The sequence below is a fragment of the Nonomuraea sp. NPDC048826 genome, from assembly GCF_043198225.1.
Classification (GTDB): Bacteria; Actinomycetota; Actinomycetes; order Streptosporangiales; family Streptosporangiaceae; genus Nonomuraea.
Genome location: NZ_JBICUQ010000008.1, coordinates 441,535 through 462,294 on the forward strand (window position 1 = coordinate 441,535; position 20,760 = coordinate 462,294).

The 20,760-nt window shown below is 74.1% G+C and carries 20 protein-coding genes and 1 riboswitch; of the genes, 9 read left to right on the forward strand and 11 right to left on the reverse strand.

Going from position 1 to position 20,760, the window contains the following annotated elements; all coding sequences use genetic code 11:
- Positions 1 to 2: 2 nt before the first annotated feature.
- The 4 genes from ACGFI7_RS29720 to ACGFI7_RS29735 form a co-directional block, all read right to left on the reverse strand.
- On the reverse strand, positions 3 to 485 hold the full coding sequence (locus ACGFI7_RS29720) for a MerR family transcriptional regulator (RefSeq protein ID WP_393410202.1): 483 nt from the start codon (positions 483 to 485) through the stop codon (positions 3 to 5).
- Positions 486 to 533: 48 nt separating this feature from the next.
- On the reverse strand, positions 534 to 1,055 hold the full coding sequence (locus ACGFI7_RS29725) for a signal peptidase II (RefSeq protein WP_393410203.1): 522 nt from the start codon (positions 1,053 to 1,055) through the stop codon (positions 534 to 536).
- Between the two features lie 101 nt (positions 1,056 to 1,156).
- Complete coding sequence (locus ACGFI7_RS29730) at positions 1,157 to 2,626, reverse strand: family 43 glycosylhydrolase (RefSeq protein WP_393410204.1); 1,470 nt, start codon at positions 2,624 to 2,626, stop codon at positions 1,157 to 1,159.
- A 21-nt stretch (positions 2,627 to 2,647) separates the two neighbouring features.
- Positions 2,648 to 4,048 (reverse strand): glycoside hydrolase family 43 protein, encoded by a 1,401-nt coding sequence (locus tag ACGFI7_RS29735; RefSeq protein WP_393410206.1) that lies wholly within the window; start codon positions 4,046 to 4,048, stop codon positions 2,648 to 2,650.
- 200 nt (positions 4,049 to 4,248) lie between these two features.
- Here ACGFI7_RS29735 and ACGFI7_RS29740 point away from each other — a divergent pair, with 200 nt between their 5' ends.
- The 6 genes from ACGFI7_RS29740 to ACGFI7_RS29765 all read left to right on the forward strand — a co-directional run bounded on the left by ACGFI7_RS29740 (position 4,249) and on the right by ACGFI7_RS29765 (position 7,571).
- Positions 4,249 to 4,695, forward strand: coding sequence for a hypothetical protein (locus ACGFI7_RS29740; protein ID WP_393410208.1), 447 nt, complete (start codon positions 4,249 to 4,251; stop codon positions 4,693 to 4,695).
- 5 nt (positions 4,696 to 4,700) lie between these two features.
- A complete protein-coding gene (locus ACGFI7_RS29745; RefSeq protein WP_393410210.1) occupies positions 4,701 to 4,919 on the forward strand; it encodes a DUF3817 domain-containing protein in 219 nt (72 codons plus the stop codon).
- 86 nt (positions 4,920 to 5,005) lie between these two features.
- Positions 5,006 to 5,137: riboswitch (cyclic di-AMP (ydaO/yuaA leader) on the forward strand.
- 11 nt (positions 5,138 to 5,148) lie between these two features.
- Positions 5,149 to 6,054, forward strand: coding sequence for a D-alanyl-D-alanine carboxypeptidase family protein (locus ACGFI7_RS29750; protein WP_393410211.1), 906 nt, complete (start codon positions 5,149 to 5,151; stop codon positions 6,052 to 6,054).
- 83 nt (positions 6,055 to 6,137) lie between these two features.
- The gene (locus ACGFI7_RS29755) at positions 6,138 to 6,512 is read left to right on the forward strand and encodes a DoxX family protein (RefSeq protein ID WP_393410212.1); all 375 of its coding nucleotides are present in this window, start codon (positions 6,138 to 6,140) and stop codon (positions 6,510 to 6,512) included.
- Between the two features lie 82 nt (positions 6,513 to 6,594).
- The gene (locus ACGFI7_RS29760; RefSeq protein ID WP_393410213.1) at positions 6,595 to 7,002 is read left to right on the forward strand and encodes a VOC family protein; all 408 of its coding nucleotides are present in this window, start codon (positions 6,595 to 6,597) and stop codon (positions 7,000 to 7,002) included.
- Positions 6,999 to 7,571: a YdeI family protein gene (locus ACGFI7_RS29765; protein ID WP_393410215.1), complete on the forward strand. Its 573-nt coding sequence runs from the start codon at positions 6,999 to 7,001 to the stop codon at positions 7,569 to 7,571. Before ACGFI7_RS29760 ends, ACGFI7_RS29765 begins: the two co-directional genes overlap by 4 nt.
- Here ACGFI7_RS29765 and ACGFI7_RS29770 read toward each other — a convergent pair.
- From ACGFI7_RS29770 to ACGFI7_RS29785, 4 genes are all read right to left on the reverse strand, one after another.
- Positions 7,532 to 8,533, reverse strand: coding sequence for a LacI family DNA-binding transcriptional regulator (locus ACGFI7_RS29770; protein WP_393410216.1), 1,002 nt, complete (start codon positions 8,531 to 8,533; stop codon positions 7,532 to 7,534). The two genes, ACGFI7_RS29765 and ACGFI7_RS29770, sit on opposite strands and share 40 nt — an antisense overlap.
- A 77-nt stretch (positions 8,534 to 8,610) precedes the next feature.
- On the reverse strand, positions 8,611 to 8,997 hold the full coding sequence (locus tag ACGFI7_RS29775; RefSeq protein ID WP_393410217.1) for a VOC family protein: 387 nt from the start codon (positions 8,995 to 8,997) through the stop codon (positions 8,611 to 8,613).
- Positions 8,998 to 9,025: 28 nt separating this feature from the next.
- A complete protein-coding gene (locus tag ACGFI7_RS29780) occupies positions 9,026 to 9,415 on the reverse strand; it encodes a RidA family protein (RefSeq protein WP_393410218.1) in 390 nt (129 codons plus the stop codon).
- Between the two features lie 53 nt (positions 9,416 to 9,468).
- On the reverse strand, positions 9,469 to 9,870 hold the full coding sequence (locus ACGFI7_RS29785; protein ID WP_393410219.1) for a hypothetical protein: 402 nt from the start codon (positions 9,868 to 9,870) through the stop codon (positions 9,469 to 9,471).
- Positions 9,871 to 10,002: 132 nt separating this feature from the next.
- On the opposite strand from ACGFI7_RS29785, the gene ACGFI7_RS29790 reads away from it, so the two are divergent.
- On the forward strand, positions 10,003 to 12,684 hold the full coding sequence (locus tag ACGFI7_RS29790; protein WP_393410220.1) for a multicopper oxidase domain-containing protein: 2,682 nt from the start codon (positions 10,003 to 10,005) through the stop codon (positions 12,682 to 12,684).
- Between the two features lie 13 nt (positions 12,685 to 12,697).
- On the opposite strand, the gene ACGFI7_RS29795 is transcribed toward ACGFI7_RS29790, so the two are convergent.
- Together ACGFI7_RS29795 and ACGFI7_RS29800 are read right to left on the reverse strand one after the other, a co-directional pair.
- On the reverse strand, positions 12,698 to 13,189 hold the full coding sequence (locus tag ACGFI7_RS29795; protein ID WP_393410221.1) for a GNAT family N-acetyltransferase: 492 nt from the start codon (positions 13,187 to 13,189) through the stop codon (positions 12,698 to 12,700).
- Positions 13,190 to 13,266: 77 nt separating this feature from the next.
- Positions 13,267 to 15,390: a BTAD domain-containing putative transcriptional regulator gene (locus tag ACGFI7_RS29800; protein WP_393410223.1), complete on the reverse strand. Its 2,124-nt coding sequence runs from the start codon at positions 15,388 to 15,390 to the stop codon at positions 13,267 to 13,269.
- A 60-nt stretch (positions 15,391 to 15,450) separates the two neighbouring features.
- Between ACGFI7_RS29800 and ACGFI7_RS29805 the strand changes: the two genes are divergently transcribed.
- Positions 15,451 to 16,923, forward strand: a complete 1,473-nt coding sequence (locus ACGFI7_RS29805) for an MFS transporter (RefSeq protein WP_393410224.1) — start codon at positions 15,451 to 15,453, stop codon at positions 16,921 to 16,923.
- A gap of 84 nt (positions 16,924 to 17,007) precedes the next feature.
- Positions 17,008 to 17,574 carry a dihydrofolate reductase family protein gene (locus tag ACGFI7_RS29810; protein WP_393410226.1) on the forward strand — a complete coding sequence of 189 codons (567 nt, stop codon included), beginning with the start codon at positions 17,008 to 17,010 and terminating at the stop codon, positions 17,572 to 17,574.
- Here the strand turns inward: ACGFI7_RS29810 and ACGFI7_RS29815 are convergent.
- On the reverse strand, positions 17,559 to 20,747 hold the full coding sequence (locus ACGFI7_RS29815) for a BTAD domain-containing putative transcriptional regulator (protein ID WP_393410227.1): 3,189 nt from the start codon (positions 20,745 to 20,747) through the stop codon (positions 17,559 to 17,561). The genes ACGFI7_RS29810 and ACGFI7_RS29815 overlap by 16 nt on opposite strands.
- Positions 20,748 to 20,760: the final 13 nt, after the last annotated feature.

Genomic DNA, 20,760 nt, shown 5'->3' on the forward strand with positions numbered 1-20,760 from the left:
GCTCACGGGGGGCAGACGTATGTGTCCTTGTCCACGGACGACGGGGCGGCCCCCGTATCGCCGTCCGTGCCGCCCTCCGCGTCGCCGTCCGTGTCGCCGTCCGTGTCGCCGTCTGTGCCGCCGTCCGCCGGAGGGCGGACGGCGTCCAGGTAGGCGGCGATGGCGTCGCGGTTGCGGGCCAGGCAGTCGATGCGGGCGGTCATCCGGTCGCGCTGGCGCTCCAGCGTGGCGATCATCTCCGGCGGGGCGTCCGGCAGGTGGATCTGCCCGGGGTGGTCGAGGCAGGGGAGGATCTGCTTGATGATGCGGGTCGGCAGGCCCGCCTCCAGCAGGCCGCGGATCTGCATCACCCGGTCGACCTGGCTCTCGTCGTAGTCGCGGTAGCCGTTCGCGGCCCGGGACGGGGCGATCAGGCCCTGCTCCTCGTAGTAGCGCAACAGGCGCGGGGGTGTGCCGGTGCGCTCCGACAGCTCGCCGATCCGCATATGATCACTCGACCTTCACATGGATGTGATGCCGAGCATACCGGCGTGCTACGTCCTCGGCCGCTCGGCGGCTCCCGCGCCGTCGAGCGGGATGCCGCGCAGGGTGAGCAGCACCAGCACGACGCAGCTGACGGTGAGCGCGATGTCGGCCACGTTGCCGACGAACAGGCCGCCGTAGTCGATGAAGTCGACGACGTGGCCCCGGGCGAAGCCGGGCGGCCGGAACAGGCGGTCGAGCAGGTGGGAGAAGGCGCCGCCGAGCAGCGCGCCCAGCACGACGGCCCACGCCCGCGAGCGCAGCCGCCGCCCGGTGTAGAGGATGCCGGCCACGGCCCCGGCCGCGATCAGGGTGAACACCCACGTCGCGCCCACCCCGATCGAGAACGCGGCGCCGGGGTTGAACAGCAGCCGGAACTGGATCACCTGGGGGATCACCGTGATGCGCTCGCCGTCGGAGAGCACCGAGACCGCCCACAGCTTGGTGAGCTGGTCCGCGACGAGGACCAGGCCCGCGAGCGCCAGCATCCGGCCGTAGAGCCGCCCGCCCGTGGCCGTTCGTCCGATCGGCACTCTCCACCTCGCCTTCCGTGGGCTGGGCCCCAATCTAGTGGAACCGGACGGCGGCCTCGCCCGCCCGGCGCGAGGGCAGCCCCCGCGCCGGGCCGGGCCCGTCAGGAGACGGTCCACTGCTGGGCGTTGTTGCCGCTGCAGGTCCACTGGCGCACCTCGGCGCCGGGGGTGGTGACCCACTCGTAGTCGTCCAGGCAGAGCCCGCTGTGCCGGTTGGTGAGGGTGGAGTAGCCGCCGCCCGCGGACGTGATCCGCCACTGCTGGACGGCCAGGCCGTTGCAGGTCCACTGCTGGACCGGGGCGCCGGCCGCGGTGCCCCAGTCCTTGTCGTCGAGGCACAGGCCGCTGTGCCGGTTCGTGACGGTGGACCAGCCGTCGGCGGCCGGGGTGATCACCCAGTCCTGCGCGGCGAGCCCGTTGCAGGTCCACTGGCGCACCTCCGCGCCGGGGGTGGTGACCCAGTTGTAGTCGTCCAGGCACAGGCCGCTGTGCCGGTTGCGGATCCGGACCGTGGTGAGGGCCGGCTCACCCGAAGGACCGGGGATCACGGTCGAGGTCGAGACCGGGACACCCAGGTTGGGGGTGCCGTCGGCGTTCCAGGAGATCTTCTGCACCCGGGTGGTGCGGGTGGTGCCGCAGCCCTGGCTCGACGAGGAGTTGGCGTGGTAGGCGATCCAGGTCTCGGTTCCGTCGGGGGAGGTGAAGAACGAGTGGTGCCCGGGGCCGTAGACGCCGTTCGCGTCGTTGCGCTGGAAGATCGGACCGGCGGACTTGCTCCAGGAGGCGGCCGACAGCGGGTCGCCGCCGCGGTACTCCAGCATGCCGAGCTTGTAGTTCGGGCCGTTGCAGTGGCTGGCCGAGTAGGTCAGGAAGGTCCGGCCGCCGCGCTGCAGGGCGAACGAGCCCTCGTTGACGGCGCCGTTCTGACGCTCCCAGTCCAGGGTCGGGGCCGAGATCCGGGTGCCGTACGCGCTCGCCGTCCAGGGGTTCGCCATCGGCGCGATGAACAGCGACTGCAGGCCGTCGGACGCGAACGCCGAGAACGTCATGAACAGGTTGCCGTTGAGCTTGAGCAGGCTGGCGTCGATCGCCCAGCCGTTGTTCGGCATCAGGTTGACGACGCCGCGGATCGTGTAGGGGCCCATCGGGTCGGAGCCGGCGCTCTCGGCGACGTGCGTGCGGCGGGGCAGGCTGCCCTGCTCCACGGAGTAGTACAGGTACCACCGGTTGCCGACCATCTCCAGGTGCGGCGCCCACATGGTGGTGCCGCCGGTCCGTACCACGACCTGCTCGGGCGCGCTGCGCAGCCCGGCGATGGTCGCCGAGCGGCGCATGACGACGTCGGAGTTCCACGTCGTGGCGACGTAGTAGTAGAACCCGTTGTACTGCACCAGCGTCGGGTCGGCGCTGTTGGGCGCCGGGACGACGGGGTTGGTGAAGGACGGGCCGGGCGCCGCCGCGGCGGGGCCGGTGGTGACGACGGCCGACACGGCGATCGCGACGACGACGGCGACGGCGACGGCGAGCAGGAGGATCCGCCGCGCGGCGCGCGGCAGGGAAGCTGTTGACACGAGCACTCCTCGGGGGATGAGTCAGGAGCCGACGCGGAAGGTGGCGTCCTGGCGGAACCCGGCCGAGCCGTCGTCCGGGTCGATGCGCAGCAGGTAGCCGCTGTGCCGCAGGTAGCGGTCGGGGAAGTTGGCGGACCGGAACGACGCCCAGGAGCCGTCGGCCAGTCCCGGCACCCGGTGGAACGTCGCGTCGGCCCTGAACTGCGCCGTCCCGTCGTCCGGGTCGAGGCGCACGGCGTAGCCGCTGTGGCGCAGGTAGCGGCCGGGGTCGCTCACCGAGCGGAAGGACACCCCCGCCGCGTCGGCCAGCCCGGGGACGATCCGCCACTGCTGGTCGGGGTACGGGTCGAATGGGTACGGGTCGATCCGGGCCACGTAGTTCTGGTGGCGCACGTACCGGTCGGGGAAGTTGTACGACTTGAGCCGGTTCCAGGCCGGCGCTCCCCAGCGGCCGAGCAGCGCGGCCTGCTCCGCGGCGGTGATGGGCGCGATGGTGGCGTGTTTGGAGTTCAGCGGCTGGGTGTAGGCGCGCTGGTTCAGCACGCTCCACGATCCCGACCCGAGACTCGCCGTCGACCAGGCGTAGAACTCGCCGTTGACCGGGGAGTAGGAGTCGCCCCACAGGTAGGCGGTGCCGCTCGTGTTGGACTTGACCAGGATCGGCGCCTCGATGCCGCCCCCCTGGCGCAGCGGGCCGGTGTAGGTGGTGAAGCTGCGCGGGGTCAGCGTGGCGGAGCGTGCCCCGTACAGGTTCCCGTCGTCCATGTTCTTGTAGTAGAGGTACGCGGTCCCGCCGTCGACGAGGACGGTGGCGTCGAGCACGTTCGGCCCGGGGTCGAAGAACACCTGGGGCGCGCTGACGGTCCGGAAGTCGCCGGTGTAGTTGACCATGAACACGTCGCGGCCGCCGTCGCGGGCCGAGTAGACGATGCCGTACTGGCCGCGGGCCTGGTCCCAGAACGCCTCCGGCGCCCAGGTGTGGGTGGCCATGGTGTGCATCCTGAGCCGGCGGTAGTCGGTGAACGAGGTCAGGTCACGCGAGTCCCACACGTGGATGTACTGGTTGTTCTGGGAGAAGTCGGTGCCCTTGAGGTCGGTGGCCAGCACCACGAAGGTGCCGTCCTGCTTGCGCAGGATGTACGGGTCGCGCAGGCCGCCGGTGCCGGCCGTGGGGGTGACCACGGGGTTGTTCTGGTTGAGCGGGGTCCAGTTCAGGCCGTCAGGGCTGACCGCCAGGTGCAGGCCGTAGTCGGCGCCCTGCTGGGTGGGCGACTCGGTGAAGTAGCCCATGACGTACGCGTCGTAGGCGGCGGCCGACGCGGCGGGCGGGATCGCGACCAGCCAGCCCAGGGCGAGCAGGACGGCGACGGCCGGCGCCGCGGCCCTGCGGAGACGGCGGCGCGGAGAGGGGGGAGTGTTCATCGAAGGCGTGGGCCTCTCATGCGAGATGCAGTGTTAGCGCTAACATTTTGCTGCGGTTTCGCTCCTTCCGTGACCTTGTGGAGGGATGTGTGCCAAGTGTTAACGCCAACACAACACCCGTCAAGAGGACTTGTGAAGGAGCCCGACCTTCAGGGCATCTGAAGCTTGCGCTAGGCTTCAGTCACCCTGAAGGTTGGAGGATGAATGTGAGGGATCACGTCCTGCTGTCCGTGCACGTCCTGGCGGCCATCGTGTTCGTCGGGGGCTCGGCCGTGGCGGCGAGCCTGTTTCCCCGGTACGCCCCGGTGACCGGACCGTCCGGCGGGGACGAGCGCAACCCGGCCGTGGCCGCCGCCCTGCACCGCGTCACCCGCGGCTACAGCCTTCTCGGGCTGCTGGTGCCCGCCGCCGGGATCGTCATGGCCCTGCTGCAGGGCCGGATGGGGGAGCTCTGGATCACGCTCTCGATGGTGCTCACCGGCGTCGCGGCCGTCCTGCTCGCCACCCAGATCCACCCGCGCCAGCGTGACGCGCTGCGTGACCCGGACGACGGGAGCCGCCTGCGCGCGCTGTCCATGCTGGCCGGGCTCTACAACGTGGTCTGGGCGGTCGTGGTGGTCCTGATGGTCGTCCGGCCGGGAGCGTGACGCCGGTGACCCTCCTGCGGATCGGGGCCGTCGCCGAGGCTCTCACCCTGGCGGTCCTGCTCGTCAACCTCGTCACCGTGCACGCCGAGACGATCACCTCGCTCGTCGGTCCGCTGCACGGCGCGGCCTATGTCCTGGTCATCTGCGCGGCGGCGCCGGGCGCCCGGATGCTGGCGTGCATCCCGGTGGTCGGCGGGCTGCTCGCCCTGCACAAGGCGGTTTGAGGCTCGAAATCCCATTTGTAGCTTTTGTCGGATTGCATTACCTTGAGGCATCATTTGCCCAGACCGTGCGTTGCCCTCCCCCGGGGAGCGCACGGCCGCCGAGTCCGTTCGCGGAGCCGGGGACCCATCCCTTGGGGTGAATCGGCGCAGCACGCGCCGTAGGGCACTTCCACGCCCGAACCCGTCAGCTAACCCGGTAGGCGGCATGGAAGCGAGGAGCAATCCCCTCATGCACGTCACCCACCGGCTGAGCGGCCCGCTGCTCGGCCTCGCCGTCGCCGCCGGGGTCGCCACCGCCGGCACCACCGCAGGCACCACCGCCGCCCAGGCCGCCCCGGCCGTGAGCGCGGCCGCCGTCGGCACCCGCGCGGCCGACACCCCTGCGGTCCTGGCCCAGGCCGCCTACCTCGTCGACGCCGGCACCGGCGAGGTCCGCTTCAGCAAGGAGGCCGACCAGCGCAGGCCGGTGGCCAGCCTCACCAAGATGATGACCGCGTACGTCGTGCTCCAGCGGGCCGCGCCCACCGACAAGGTGGAGGTCAGCGCCGCCGACGTCCGCTACGCCGCCGGCGGCGGCGCGGCCGTCGCCTACCTGCGCGCCGGCGACACGCTCACCGTCGAGGACCTGCTGTACGGGCTCATGCTGCCCTCCGGCGCCGACGCCGCGCACGCGCTCGCCCGCGCGTACGGGCCGGGCGTCGACGCGTTCGTGACCGAGATGAACGCCACCGCCCGCCGGCTCGGCATGAACGACACGGCGTACGTCAACGCCGACGGCATGCCCTACGGCGGCGGCGGTCACTCCACCGCCCGTGACCAGGCCCGCCTCGCCCAGGCGCTGCTGGAGAACCCCACGCTGGCCAAGGTCACCTCGACCCGCTACCACACCCTCCCGGCCACCTCCGAGCACGGCGCGTACTCCTGGAGCAACACCAACCGCCTGCTCGGCAGCCCCGGCGCGCTCGGCGTCAAGACCGGCTTCACCCGCGCCGCCGGCTACACGCTCGCCTTCGCCGCCGAGCGGGGCGGCAGCCGCCTGGTCGGCGTCCTGCTCGGCGAGACCAGCTCCAGCCGCCGCTTCCAGACCGCCGAGGCCCTGCTCGACTGGGCCGGCAGCACCGCGGCCCAGCGGTAGCCGGACAGGGTGGCGGACCGGCCAGGCCCGGCACCCTCTACAGTCCTGTCTGACCTTCGTCTCACGCTGGAACAGGACCCCTCATGGACTTGGCATTGTGGATCGTCGCGGGCCTGCTGGCCGCCGCCTTCGGCGTGGCCGGCCTGATGAAGCTGATCCAGCCCAAGGAGGCGCTCGCGGCCGTCGGCCTGGCCTGGACGGAGGACTTCCCGGCGGGCGCGGTCAAGGGCATCGGCGCCCTGGAGGTGCTGGCGGCGCTCGGGCTGATCCTCCCGGCCACGTTCGGCGTCGCCCCGGTCCTGACGCCGCTGGCGGCCGCGGGCCTGGTCGCCGTCATGGTCGGCGCCGCGGTCACGCACGGCCGGCGCAAGGAGTATCCGGCGATCGCCGTCAACGTGGTGCTGCTCCTGCTGGCCGCCTTCGTGGCCTGGGGACGGTTCGGGCCGTACGCCTTCTGACGAGAGCCCCGGTCGGATCCGTTGAGGAACCGCATGTTCCTCAACGGGTCCTAAGGTGGTGATCAGACGAAAGGAGCGGCACATGCTGCGAGGACCCGCCACCATCAACATCTGGGCCGACGACCTGGAGGCGGCGAAGAACTGGTACGCCGAACTGCTGGGCGTCGAGCCGTACTTCGAGCGTCCCGGCAACGGGCAGCCGGCCGCCTACTACGAGTTCAGGATCGGCGACCGCCAGACCGAACTCGGCCTGATCGACCGCGCGTACGCCCCGCCGCAGGCCGCGAAGGAGCCCGGCGGAGCGCTGCTGCACTGGCACGTCGACGACGTCGAGGGCGCGCTCGACCGGCTGCTCGCCATGGGCGCGACCCCGTACGAGCCGCTCACCGAGCGGGGGCCCGGCTTCGTCACCGCGTCCGTGGTCGACCCGTTCGGCAACGTCCTCGGCATCATGTACAACCGCCACTACCTGGAGGTCCTGGGCGGATGATGCACTTCGCGGACGCCGCCGCGTGGGAGGCGTGGCTGGCCGAACACCACGAGGACGAGGGCGGGGCCTGGCTGCTGATCGCCAAGAAGGGGTCGCGGGTCGAGGCGCCGACCATCGGCGAGGCCCTGGACGTGGCGCTCTGCTACGGCTGGATCGACAGCCACCGCAAGTCGTACGACCAGCACTGCTTCCTGCAGCGCTACTCGCGCCGCCGCAAGGGCAGCCCCTGGTCGCGGGTGAACGTCGAGCGGGTGGAAGCGCTGACCGCCGCCGGCCGGATGCGCCCGCCAGGGCTGGCCGAGGTCGCCGCGGCCCGCGCCGACGGCCGATGGGACGCCGCCTACGCCGCGCAGCGCGAGGTCACCGTCCCGGACGACCTGGCCGAGGCGCTGGCCGCCGAGCCGGAGGCCGCCGCCCGCTTCGAGTCGCTCGGCAAGACCGCCCGCTATCAGGTGATCCTGCCGCTGCTGAAGGCCAGGACCCCGGCCGGGCGGGCGGCCCGGCTGCGCAAGGCGGTCGACGGCCTGCTTCAGGACGCCGTGGAGACGCGCTCCACCAGATCGGGCTGAAAGACCACGTGCCGGTGCTCGTGGCCCTCAGGGCTGTTGGCCTCCTCCAGCAGCATCAGGGCCGCGGTGCGGCCGAGCTGCCGGCGCGGCTGCCTGATCGACGACAGCGGCACGGCGGCCGCCGCCGCGAAGTCGATGTCGTCGTACCCGAGGATCGCCACGTCGGCGGGGACCCGCAGGCCGCGCTGCGTCAGCTCCTGCAGCACGCCCATCGCCACCAGGTCGTTGGCGCAGAACACGGCGGTGGGCCGCTCCTCGCGGGGCAGGTCGGCGAGCTCCTGGCCGGCCGCGCGGCCGGTGGCGACGGTGAGGTCCGGCAGCGGGATCACGGTCAGCGCGGCGTCGCGGCCCAGCTCCGCGGCCAGGCCGTCGTGGCGGTCGCGCACCTGGCGGACCGCGAACGGCCCGCCGGCGAAGGCGATCCGCCGGTGACCCCGCTCCACCAGGTGACGGCCGGCCAGCCGGCCGCCGAGCACGTCGTCCACCGAGACGGCGCAGCCGTAGGAGTGCCGGGAGGAGTTGTCGAACGTCACCACCGGGATGCCACGGGAGATCAGCCCGCCCAGCCGCTCCCGCTGGCCCGAGGCGTTGACCGGGGTGATCAGCACGCCCAGCGGGCGCTCCTCCTCGAACATCCGCAGCAGCCGCGCCTCCCGGGCGGCGTCCTTGCTGCTGTTGACCACCATCACGTTGACGTCCACGTCCTGCGCGGCGGTCTCGACCCCGCCCAGCACGTCGATGAAGAACGGGTTGGTCAGGTCGAGCGCGACCACCGCGATCGTCGTGCTGCGCCCCGCACGCAACTGCCGGGCCGAGCCGTTGCGGACATAGCCCAGCTGCGCCACCGCCGCCTCCACCCGCAGGCGGGTCTCGCGGGAGACCATCTCGGGACGGTTGAGCACGTTGCTCACGGTGCCGACGGAGACCCCGGCCAGTCGGGCGACATCTTTGATGCTCGGCATCGTTCCTCGGTCATGAAGAGCTGCGGCGATCAAACCGTACCAAGGCTACGAGCGCCGCTCACCCGGGGAAACCGGCCTCAGCGCGGATCCCGCCGCAGCGGATGCTCCGGCGGGACCTCCACCAGCACGATCCGGTGGCCGTCGGGGTCGGCGATCCAGAGCTCGACCAGCCCCCACGGCTCCCGCCTGGCCTCGCGCAGCACGGTGACCCCCGCCTCCCGCAGCCGCTCCTCCTCCCGGCGCACGTCACGGACCTGCAACCACAGCTCCATCCGCGCCCCGGCCGGGCCGTCGGCACGCCCGGACAGCTCCAGGAACCCCTGGCCCAGGAAGAAGACCACGCCGGGATGGTCCGGCGGCCCGAACTCCCGGTAAACCGCCAGGCCGAGTGTCCCGGCGTAGAAACGGCGGCTGCGCTCCAGGTCACCGGGACGCACCAGCACACGGCTGCTCAGCACCTCCATGCCGGGACCGTTCCCCGCAGCCGCGCGTTCAGCCACGCGGCAGGCGCGCGTCCACCTCGATCTCGATCTTCATGCGCGGGTCGGCGAGCCCGCACACCAGCATCGTGGCCGCCGGGCGGACCTCGCCGAACCGGCTGCGCAGCACCGGCCAGCAGGGCTCGAAGTCCTCCCGGTCGGGCAGCAGATAGCGCACCCTGACCACGTCCGCGAACCCGCACCCCGCCTCGGCCAGCGCCGCGCCGATGTTGGCCAGGCACTGTTCGGCCTGCTCCACCACGTCGTCGGAGATCGTCATGGTGGCGTAGTCGTAGCCGGTCGTCCCCGACACGTGCACCCGGTCGCCGTCCACCACGGCGCGGGCGTAACCGATCTGCTCCTCGAAGGTCGAACCGCTGAGAATGGCACGTCGTTCCGTCATGCGCCGCACGATAGGGGATCGGCCGCCGGCCCGCTCCGCGGGGTCGCCCGCGCTCACGCCACCTTGGCGGACGGCGCCTTCCACGTGTTGCACGAGCCGGGCTTGCCCGTCTTGTAGCCCTGCCTGGCCCAGTACACCCGGCTGGCCGTCTTGCCGTCACTCTTGTCGAACCTGGCGTAGGCCTTCGGACGGCTGGACGCCAGGAAGGCCGGCCAGTCCTTGACGGTCTTGCCCAGGCTCTTCACGGACACGGCCTGCAGGCACTCCGACTGGAGGGCGTAGCGGCGGTTCTGCTCCTTCATCGTCTTCTCGGAGCCGTCGTTCTGCAGCGCCCACCAGGCCTGGCCGTTGCCGGTCTGGCCGGTGACGACGCCGCTCCACGTCCGGGTGATCGAGGAAAGGATCTTGTCGTCCTTCTCCCTGAAGGCCACCTCCACCGGGCGGAAGTCCACCATGATCCAGTTTCCGATAAGGGACCTTGGTCCCACATCGGATGACCTTCGGCCCCGGCCCGGCCGCGCCGCCGGGCCGTACGGTGGTCCCGTCCGTCGCGTTCCCGCGCTGGTCACGACATGGAGGTGCCGGCGGTGAACCCCGTCGAGGTACGCATCGAGTCAGCCCCGTCCAGTACGCCGCCGCGCCCCCGCGCGTCCTGGCACCTGCGGGCGAACGCGATCGTGGTCGGCTGGCTGGGCCTGACCGTCGCCGTCGCGCCGCTGGGCGACGTGCTGCCGGCGCCGCGCTGGCTGCTGATCCACGTGTTCCTGCTCGGCGCCGTGTCCACCGCCATCCTCATCTGGAGCGAGCACTTCGCCGTCGCGCTGCTGCGGACCAGGAACCCCTCCCGGACGGGCAGCCTCGCCCGGCTCGCCCTGCTCAACGCCGCCACGCTCGCGATCCTGTACGGGGTCGCCGCCGGGCCCTGGCAGCTCGCCGCGACCGGCGCCGGCGTGGTGGTGGCGGTGGTGCTGTGGCACGCGTACGTCCTGGTCGCGCTGCTGCGCCGGGCCCTGCCCGGCAGGTTCGGGCACGTCATCGGCTGGTACGTGAGCGCGGCCGGCGCGCTGGCGGCCGGTGGCGTGCTCGGCGGCCTGCTGGCCGCGCACACCGTGGGCGGCGCGGCGCACGAGCGCATGCACGCCGCGCACGCCGAGGTGAACCTGCTCGGCTGGGTGGGGCTGACCGTGCTCGGCACCTTGTTCACCCTCTGGCCGACCGTGCTGCGCACCCGCATGCCGGACCGGACGCGCCGCGCCTCCCGGATCGGGCTCCGGCTGGCCGCCCCCGGCCTGGCGGTGGCCACGACCGGGCTGCTGGCCGGCTGGCGGTGGGCCGCGCTCGCCGGGCTGGCCGCCTACGCGGCCGGGACTGCCGCCGCGCTGGCGCCCCTGGCCGAGGCCGTGCGCCGGCGCCGCCCGCACACCGGAGCCGCCTGGACGATGGGGGCGGCCGTCGTCTGGTTCGAGGTCGCGCTGGTGGCGAACCTGGTCGTGGTCGCCACCACCCCGCCCGCCGAGGTCACCGCGGCGCTGGACCCGCTGCTGCCGCTGGTGCTCGCCGGGTTCGTCGCCCAGGTGCTGCTCGGCTCGCTGCTGCACCTGCTGCCCGCGGTGCTGGGCGGCGGCCCGGTCCGGTTCAAGGAGAACGCGGCGCTGCTGGAACGGGGCTGGACGGTGCGGCTCGCGGCGTTCAACCTCGGCGTGCCGCTGCTCGCGCTGCCGGTGCCCACTCCGGTGCGGCTGCTCGGCTGGGCGCTGGTGCTCGCCCCGGCCGCCGCGTTCGTGGCCCTGGCCGTGCTCGCCCTGACCCGCTCGCGTTACGCCGCCGGTACGAGCGACAGCGGGCCCGCCGGTACGAGCGACAGCGGGCCCGCCGGGACGACGCGCGTCGCGCCTATGGAGGGCGCACGCGTCAGGCCCGCCGGCGGCCGGAGGCCGGAGGGGAGTCGGCCCGCGCTGGCCGGCGTGGTGGTCGGCGTCCTGCTGACGGCGGCCGCCGTCGTGCTGTCGGTGACCGGCTCCGGCGGCGAGCAGGCCGCGACCGTCACCGCCACCGGGGCGCGGACGGTCGAGGTGACCCTGTCCGGGATGAGCGTCCGGCCCTCGCGCATCGACGCCGCCCCCGGCACCGTGCTGACGCTGCGCGTCACCAACGCCGACGCCCAGCGGCACGACCTGCGGCTGGCCACCGGCGAGCGCACCCCGCTGCTGGCCCGCGGCGAGAGCGCCACGCTCACGCTCGCGCCGCTCTCGGAAGCGGTCGACGGCTGGTGCACCGTGGCCGGGCACCGCGCCGCCGGCATGACCATGCGCATCGTCCCGGCGGGAGCCGCCGGGACCGGCGCGCACAGCGGCCACGGCACCTCCGGAGAGACCGCGACGGCCGGTCCCGCCCGGCTCGACCTGTCCGCGCCCATGTCACCGGGCTGGACCCCGTACGACGCCGCGCTCGAACCCGCGCCCGGAGGCACGGCGCACGACGTCGAGATCCGCGTGGACGACCAGGTCGTCCGGGAGGTCGCGCCTGGCGTGCGGCAGCGCGTGTGGACCTTCGACGGCACGGTCCCCGGGCCGGTGCTGCGCGGCAAGGTCGGCGACACGTTCACGGTCACGTTCGTCAACGGCGGCACCACCGGCCACGGCATCGACTTCCACGCCGGGGCGAACGCGCCCGACGACGTCATGCGCACCATCCAGCCGGGGGAGCGGCTCACCTACCGCTTCCGCGCCGACCACGCCGGGGCCTGGCTCTACCACTGCTCGACCATGCCGATGACGCAGCACATCGCCAACGGCATGTACGGTGCGGTGATCATCGACCCGCCGGGGCTGCCCGCGGTGGACCGGGAGTACCTCCTGGTGCAGGGCGAGCTCCACCTCGGCGAGCCGGGCAGCGACGCCCAGGTGGTCAAGATCCGGGAAGGCCGCCCCGACGGCTGGATGTTCAACGGCACCGCCGCCGGCTACGACCACGCGCCGCTCACCGCCAAGGCGGGGGAGCGGGTGCGGATCTGGGCGGTCGCGGCCGGGCCGAGCTCGGGCACCGCCCTGCACGTCGTCGGCGCGCCGTTCGACACGGTCTACAAGGAGGGCGCGTACCGGCTGCGCGCGGCCGACGCGGGCGGCGCTCAGGTGCTGGACCTGGCCCCCGCCCAGGGCGGCTTCGCCGAGCTGGTCTTCCCCGAGCCGGGCACCTATCCGGTGGTGGACCACACCATGCGGCAGGCCGAAGGCGGCGCGCACGGCCTGTTCGAGGTGGGCGCCCGCTGATCGGCCAGGAGGGTCAGACCTCTTTGACGTAACGGTGGGACGGAACCGGGATGGGGCCGTCGGGGCCGTGCGCCGCGTAGTCGAACGGCCCGTCGTCGAGCCAGCCGCCGCGCTCGTAGAACCTGCGCGCCCTGGCGTTCCCCGAGACCACGGCCAGCCACGCCTTCCGGTGACCGCCCGCGGCGACCAGCCGCTCGGCCTCGGCGAGGAGCGCCGTGGCGACGCCGGTGCCGCGACCGCTCCTGGCCACGTAGACCTGCTCGACCTCGTCGCCGACCACCATCACGAACCCGGCCACCACGCCGCCGACCGTCGCGACCACCGTGTCGCCGACCCGCCGCGGCGCGCGGGCCAGGAACGACTCCCGCGTCCGGACCTCGGCCAGCTCCTGCGGGACGTGGCCCAGATGCCCGTCGCGCCATCCCTCGTACCAGATCTCCGCGACCGCGCCGGCGTCCGAATCGACGGCCGGGCGGAGGATCGGCTCACCGTTCTCGCCTGCCATCCGATCACCGTACCCCGCCCGGCCAGGCGATGAAGAGGCCGTGCCCGGACCGCGATCACCCACCACAGGCCGCCCGGTCACCCGCCGAACGCCGTCACCGGGTGGCACTCGTCCGCGGCTCGCGGGTCTTCGGCGGACGCCGTACGGAGTGGCGTCGGGTGGGGTGCTTCGGCCGGGCGGCCCGCCTGAGTCCAGTACCAGCCGAGAGAGCCGGTGAGCCGGGCGGCCAGCGGGGTGTCGCCCAGACTGACGGCGGCCTCCAGCGCGCCGCGCAGATTGGCGACCTCGGGGTCCAGCCGCCGGATCCAGCGGTGCCGCGCGGGCCCGCTCCGGTAGGACTCGGCGCACTCGGCGAGCTGGGTGTAGTAGGTGGCGTACCACCGCAGGACACGGTCATGCTCGCCGGCCTCGCGCAACCGCTCCAGCCCGTACGCGGCCACGGACTCCAGGAGCCGATACCTGTCGCCGGACCGCACCACCAGCGACCGGTCGACCAGCCGGGCCAGCAGGTCGGCGACCTCACCCGACGCGAGCTCCGCCACACCGGTGGCGTCGGACCCGGCGGCTGGCTCGTACTCGCTGGACGGAGTTCCTGGGACGGGGCCGGGCGCGGCGCAGACCCGTTCGGCGGCCTCGAGCGTGCAGCCGCCCACATGCACGGCCAGGCGGCGCAGCACGACGCGTTCCGGGTCGGTGAGCGGATCCCAGCTCCAGTCGAGGGCGGCCCGCAGCGTCCGCTGGTGCGCCGGGCCGGACCGGCGTCCGGCCGACAGCAGCCGGAAACGGTCGTCCAGCCGCGCCGCCAGAGCCCGCACGCCCAGGGAGCGCGCCCGCGCCGCGGCCAGTTCCAGCGCCAGCGGGATGCCGTCGAGGCGGCGGCAGATCACCTCGGCGGCGTCGGCGTCGGCGGCCGTCAGCGTGAACTCCGGCTGCGCGTCGGCGGCGCGGGCGGCGAACAGCCGCATCGCCGCCACCGCGTCCAGCGGCGGCACCTCCCGTACCACCTCGCCGCTCACGCCGAGCGGCTCCCTGCTGGTGGCGATCACGCTCAGCCCGGGCCCTGCGTGCAGCAGCCGCTCGACGAGCTCCGCCACCGGCTCGACCACATGCTCGCAGTTGTCGAGGACCAGCAGCGTCCGGCGCGGACCGAGAGCCGACCCGATCCCCGCGCCGTCGCCGGGGACGCCCAGGGCCGTCGCGACGGTCCCGGCCACGTCCGGGCCGCTTCCGGTGGTCAAGGATGACAGCTCCACCAGATACGCGCCGCCGGAGAAGTCGCCGGCTAGGCGGTGGGCGGCCGCCAGGGCGAGGCGGCTCTTGCCGACCCCGGCCGAGCCGGTGAGCGTCACGAGCCGGGCCCCGCCGAGCAGGGCGACCAGCTCCGCCAGAGGGTCGTCCCTGCCGACCAGCTCGGTGAGCGGCCGGGGGAGCCGCGCGGGCGCCGGCGGGATCGGCGGGCGGCCCAGGCCCGGGCTCTGCTCCAGGATCGCCCGGTGCAGCGCGGTCAGCTCGGGGCCGGGGTCGAGGCCGAGTTCGTCGCGCATGCGGTCGCCCAGCGCCCGGTAGACCTCCAGCGCCTCGGCCTGCCGTCCCGATCGGTAGAGGGCGCGCATGAGCAGGCCGTGGAAGCGTTCCCGCATCGGGTGCTGCGCGGCGAGTTCGGCCAGTTCGGCGACCTGGGAGGCGTCCTGCCCGAGATCCAGCCGTACGTCGGCGTAGTCCTCCAGGGCCGCCAGCCGCTGCTCCTCCAGCCGGGCCGCGGCCCACCGGGCGAGCGGCTCGTCGGGGAAGTCGGCGAAGGCGGGGCCGCGCCACCAGGACAGGGCCTCGTTCAGCAAGGCGGCTCTCTCGCGCGGGCCGCCGGCCGACCGGGCCCGGCCGACGGCCTCCAGGAAGCGGCGGGCGTCGGTGTCGCCGTCGACCAGGTAGCCGGGGGACCGGGTGGCGACCAGCTCCCGTGCCCCCGGCTCGGCGTCGTCGAGCGCGCGGCGCAGCTGCGACACCTTGGCGCGCAGCGCGCCCAGCGGGTTGCCCGGCGGCTCCGGCCCCCACAGGTTCTCGATCAGGCGCCCGGCCGGCACCGCCCGCCCGTCGCCGGCGAGCAGGCAGGCCAGCAGGACCCGTACCTTCAGCTCGGGCACGCGCACGGCACGGCCGTCGTCAGCGGTCACCTCGAGCGGTCCGAGTACGGCGAAGCGCATGGACCTCACCCTAAGCAGATCCGAACAGGACCCGAACGTCAGCCCTCCAGGCTGATCATCATGACGACGACGAAAGAGTCCACGCGGGCGTGGCTGGGGCTGTTCGTGCTGGCCCTGGCGACGCTGCTGCTGGCCGTGGACAACACCGTGCTGATGCTCGCGCTGCCCCACCTGGCCGCCGACCTGGCTCCGAGCGCCACCGAGCTGCTGTGGATCACCGACTCGTACGGGTTCATGATCGCCGGTTTCATCATCACCATGGGCTCGGTCGGCGACCGGATCGGGCGGCGCAGGCTCTTGCTCATCGGGGCGGCCGCGTTCGCCGCCGCCTCCCTCGTGGCCGCCTACTCGACCACCACGACGATGCTCATCGCCGCCCGCGTGCTGCTCGGGATCGCGGGCGCCACGATCGGCCCGTCGGCGCTGGCGCTGGCGGCCGGGCTGTTCGCCGACCCCCGGCGGCGCGCCCTGGCCATCGGCGTGTTCACCGCCTGCTTCATGGGCGGGGCCGCCGCCGGGCCGGTGATCGGCGGGGTGCTCCTGGAGCGCTTCTGGTGGGGCTCGGTGTTCCTCATGGGCGTGCCCATCATGGTCGTCGTCCTGGTGGGCGGCCTGGTGCTGCTGCCGGAGAGCGAGACCCGCGGCGGCGGCCGGTTCGACCCGCTGAGCGTGGCGATGTCGCTCGCCGCGATCCTGTCGGTCGTGTACGGGCTGAAGGAACTGGCCGACGACCCGGGGCAGGTGACGGCGTACGCGGCGCTCGCCGCCGGCCTGGCGTTCGGCCTGGCGTTCGTGCGGCGGCAGCACAGGCTGGCGGAGCCCCTGGTGGACCTGCGGCTGTTCGGCGACCGCTCGTTCAGCGCCGCGCTGCTGATCCTGGCCGTGGCCATGGTGGTGCAGGGCGGGGTCTACCTGTTCGTGAGCCAGCACCTGCAGCTGGTCGAGGGCCTCTCGCCGCTGACCGCCGGCCTGTGGATGGCGGTCCCCGCGCTGGGCCTGGCCGCCGGCTCGCTGCTCGCCCCGATCGTGGCCGGCGTGCTGCGGCCTGGCCTCGTCGTGGCGGCCGGGCTGGCCGTGTCCGCGGCCGGGTTCGCCGTCGTCGTGGCCGGCGACGGGTTCGGCGCGCTCGTCGCGGGGGTCACGATCGCGTTCCTGGGTATGGCCCCCGTGGGAGCGCTGGGGCTGGACCTCATCGTCGGGTCGGCGCCGCCGGAGCGGTCGGGGTCCGCGTCCGCGATGGCCGAATGCGGCGGCGAGCTCGGCATCGCGCTCGGCATCGCGCTGCTCGGCAGCGTCGGCACCGTCGTCTACGGCGGCATGGTGACTTCCCCGATGGCGGGCGGGTCACTCGGCGAGGCGCTCGCCGCCGCGGCCGACCTGCCGCGGGGGCAGGCCGCGGCCCTGGTCGCCGAGGCGCAGGCGGCCTTCCATCAGGCGCTGCTCGTGGTGGCCGCGCTGAGCGGGGCGCTGGTGCTCGGCCTGGCCGTGGCCGCCCTGACGCTGCTCCGGCACCTGCGCCCGATCGGGCGGTAAGGAAACGGTAAGGGCGGGGCGGCAATCTTGAGGTCAGCAAGAGGGAGCGGCGCCCGCCGCTCCGGGAGATCCAAGGAGCAGATCATGCGCAAGCTCATCGAGTCGACGTTCGTGTCGCTGGACGGCATCATCGACGACACCCGCCCCTCCACCGCGTCGCGGGCCGAGCCGCAGCACTGGGGCCAGCCGTACTGGGACGAGGACCACGACGGCTACGCCGCCGAACTGTCTGCCTCGGCGGACGCGATGCTGCTGGGCCGGGTGACCTACGAGGGTTTCGCCGAGGCCTGGTCGGGGCGGGAGGGCCCCCAGGCCGAGGCGATGAACAAGATGCCGAAGTACGTGGCCTCGCGCACGCTGACCGAGACCACCTGGAACGCCACCCTCATCCGGGGCGACGTGGCCGAGGAGGTCGCGAAGCTGAAGGAGCAGCCCGGGCAGAACATCGTGAAGTGGGGCACCGGCGAGCTGGACCGCACGCTCGTGGAGCACGGCCTGATCGACGAGTTCCACTTCTGGTACTTCCCGGTCATCGTCGGAGCCGGCAAGCACCTGTTCGAGGGTGCCGGGTTCGACACCACCCACCTCAAGCTGGCGGACGTGAACCGGTTCGGCTCCGGCATCGTCGTCCACGTCTACGTCCCCAAGTGATCCAGCAGACGACGCGCCTCGTCGGGGGAGAGTTCGCCGCCGGCCGCGAACAGCGCGGCGAAGTCCGGCTCGGCGGCCTCGACCTCGCCCCTGATGCGCGCCAGCTCGTCGCGGTCGGAGCCGGACATCCGCTGCCCGGACTCCCGCCAGGCGGCCGTGGCGGCGCCGAGCAGCCGGGCGGCCACCCCGGCCCGCCCGCCGGCCGCGGCCGCGTCGGCCATGCCCGCCAGCGCCCAGCCCATGCCGTACGCCAGGCCCTGGGCGCGGTACGCGTCGAAGCCCTGCCGGTGCCAGGAGAGCGCCGCGGCCGCGTCGCCCCGCTGGCGGGCCAGCAATCCCAGTTCGACCAGCACCATCGACAGGTACGGCGGGTCACTGTCACCGGCCTCCTGCTGCCGCCTGGCCTCGGCCAGCAGGTCGCGCAGGCTCTCCTCGGCCAGGTCGAGCTCGCCCGCCCGGCGCGCGGCGAACGCCAGGCCGATGGCCACGAACACCTCTCCTGAACGCTGGCCCAGCTCGGCGGCCAGCCTCCGGCCCTGCTCCGCGTGGCGCAGGGCGCGCACCGGGTCGCCGTCCTGGACGTGAACCCAGGCCAGCCAGCCCAGCCGACCGGCCACGTCCACCCACAGGCCCAGGTCCTCGGCCGTCCGGAGGTCGTCCTCGGCCATCCGGGCCGCCTCCGCCCGGTCACCGGTCAGGTCGGCCAGGCCGATCAGCCAGTCGCGGGCCTGCAGCATCCCCCAGTCGTCGCCCAGCTCGCCGAACAGGGCGGCGCTCCGGCGGGCGTCGTGCGCCAGCGCCTCCTGGTCGCCGCGCACGTGCGGGAGCATCGCGCGGGTGCTCAGCACCGCCGCCTCGCCCCACCGGTCGCCGGTGGCCCGGAACGCGTCCAGCGCCTCCTCCAGCAGCTCGGCCGTGAGGTTCTCGTCGCCGAAGTCGATGACGGACGCGGCCAGGAACCACGCGGCGTGCGCCCGCCCGGCCCGGTCGGCCGCGGGGAAGCCGTCCAGCGCCGGCGCCACCCGCTCCGGCCCGGCCTTGCCCAGGCGGATCGCCAGGCCGGTGTGCCAGGTCTCGGCCCCGGCCCGCACGCCCGCCGGGGCGTCGCCCGGCACGGCCAGCGCCGTCGCCAGCGACCGCAGCGCCTCGGCGAGCCGGCCGCGCAGATACCAGTACCAGGCCAGCGCCGAGGTGAGCCGGAGCGCCGGCTCGGCCTCGCCCGCGCGCCGGAACGTCTCCAGGGCCGCCCGCATGTTCGCGGCCTCGGCGTCCAGCCTGCGCAGCCACTCCCGCTGGCCCGGCCCGCGCAGCCGGGCCGCGGCTTCCTCGGCCAGCCCCAGGTAGTAGCCGGCGTGCCGCCGCCGCAGCGCGGCCTCCTCACCGCTGCGTCCCAGCTCGTCCAGGCAGTACGCGGAGACCGACTCCAGCAGCCGGAACCGCGGCCCCTCGCCGCGCGTCACCAGCGAGCGGTCCACCAGCCCGGTCACCAGGTCCAGCACCTCGCCGCCGGCGATCGCGCCGCCGCGGCACACCTCCTCGGCCGCGGCCAGCGTGCACCCGCCTGCGTGGACGGCCAGCCGGCGCAGCACGGTCTGCTCGGGCTCGGTCAGCAGCCGCCAGCTCCAGTCGATCACCGCCGCCAGCGTGCGCTGCCGGGCCGGCGCGTCACGCGGCCCCGAGCCGAGCAGCATGAACCGGTCGCCGGGCACCCGCAGGCGGGCCGCCAGCTCCGGCACGCCGAGCGCCGGGACCCGGGTGGCGGCCAGCTCCAGCGCCAGCGGGATCCCGTCCAGCCGCCGGCACACCTCCGCCACCTCGGCGACCACGCCCGGCTCCGGGTCCAGCCCGGCCCGCGCCAGGAACAGGCGCACCGCGGGGGAGCCGGCCAGCCGGGCCGGGTCGTCGGTTTCGGGCACGTCCAGCGGCGGCAGGTCCCAGCGGGTCTCGCCGCGCAGCCGCAGCGGCTCCCGGCTGGTGGCCAGCACCCGCAGCTCCGGCACCGCCGGCAGCAAGCCTCCGACCAGCTCGGCCACGGGGGCGACGACGTGCTCGCAGTTGTCGAGGACCAGCAGGAGGCGCCGGTCGCGCAGGGCCGCGGCCAGCCGCTCGCCCGCCGGCGCGTCGCCGGTCGCGTCGGGGATGGACAGGACCGACAGGACCGGCTCGGCCGGGTCGCCCCGCCCGTCCCAGGCGGTCAGGTCGACCAGCCACACGCCTTCCGCGTACGTCCCGGCGAGTGCGCGCGCGACCGCGAGTGCCACGCTGGTCTTGCCCACCCCGCCGGGGCCGGTGAGCGTGACGAGCCGGCCGGACGCCAGCGACTCCCTGACCCGTCGTACGGTGAGCTCCCGGCCGACCAGCTCCGTCACCGGCGCGGGGAGGTTGGTGGTCGGCCTGATCGGCCGCGGCGCCGGCGCGGGCGCGTCCTCCGACGGGTCGCCGGCCAGGATGGCCCGCTGCAACGCCACCAGCTCCGGCCCCGGTTCCAGGCCCAGCTCGTCGGCGAGCGCGCGGCGCAGCTCCTGGAAGCTGTCGAGGGCCTCGCCCGCGCGGCCGGCCCGGTACAGGGCCCGCATGTGCGCCGCACGCAGCCGCTCACGGTACGGGTGCCCGGCGACCCGCTCGCCCAGCTCGCCGACCAGGTCACCATGCTCGCCCAGCTCCAGCCGGGCCTCGGCGCGCGACTCCAGCGCGGCCAGCCGCTGCTCCTCCCACCGCGCCACGGCGACCCTGGCGAACTCCTCGTCGGCGAAGTCCGCCAGGGCCGGGCCCCGCCACAGCTCCAGCGCCTCGGCCAGCAGGCCCGCCCGGGTGCGCGGGTCGGGAGCCTCCCGCGCCTGCTCGGTCAGCGCCGTGAAGCGGGCCGCGTCCACCGCGCCGGACGCGGCCCGCAGCGCGTAGCCGGGAGGTTGCGACACCACCAGGTCCCGCCCGTCCGGCTCGGCCCCCGCCAGCGCGCGGCGCAGCTGCGAGACCCGTACGTGCAGCGCGGCCGTGGGGTCGGCCGGTGTCTTGCCGCCCCACAGGTCCTCGACCAGCCGGTCCGCCGACACCGGGCGCCCCTCGTGCACCAGCAGGTCGGCCAGCAGGGCGCGCACCATGCGCCCGCGGATCGAGACCGGCTCGCCGTTGTCGGTCCACACGGCCAGCGGGCCCAGCACCCCGAATCGCATGATGTCCTTCCGC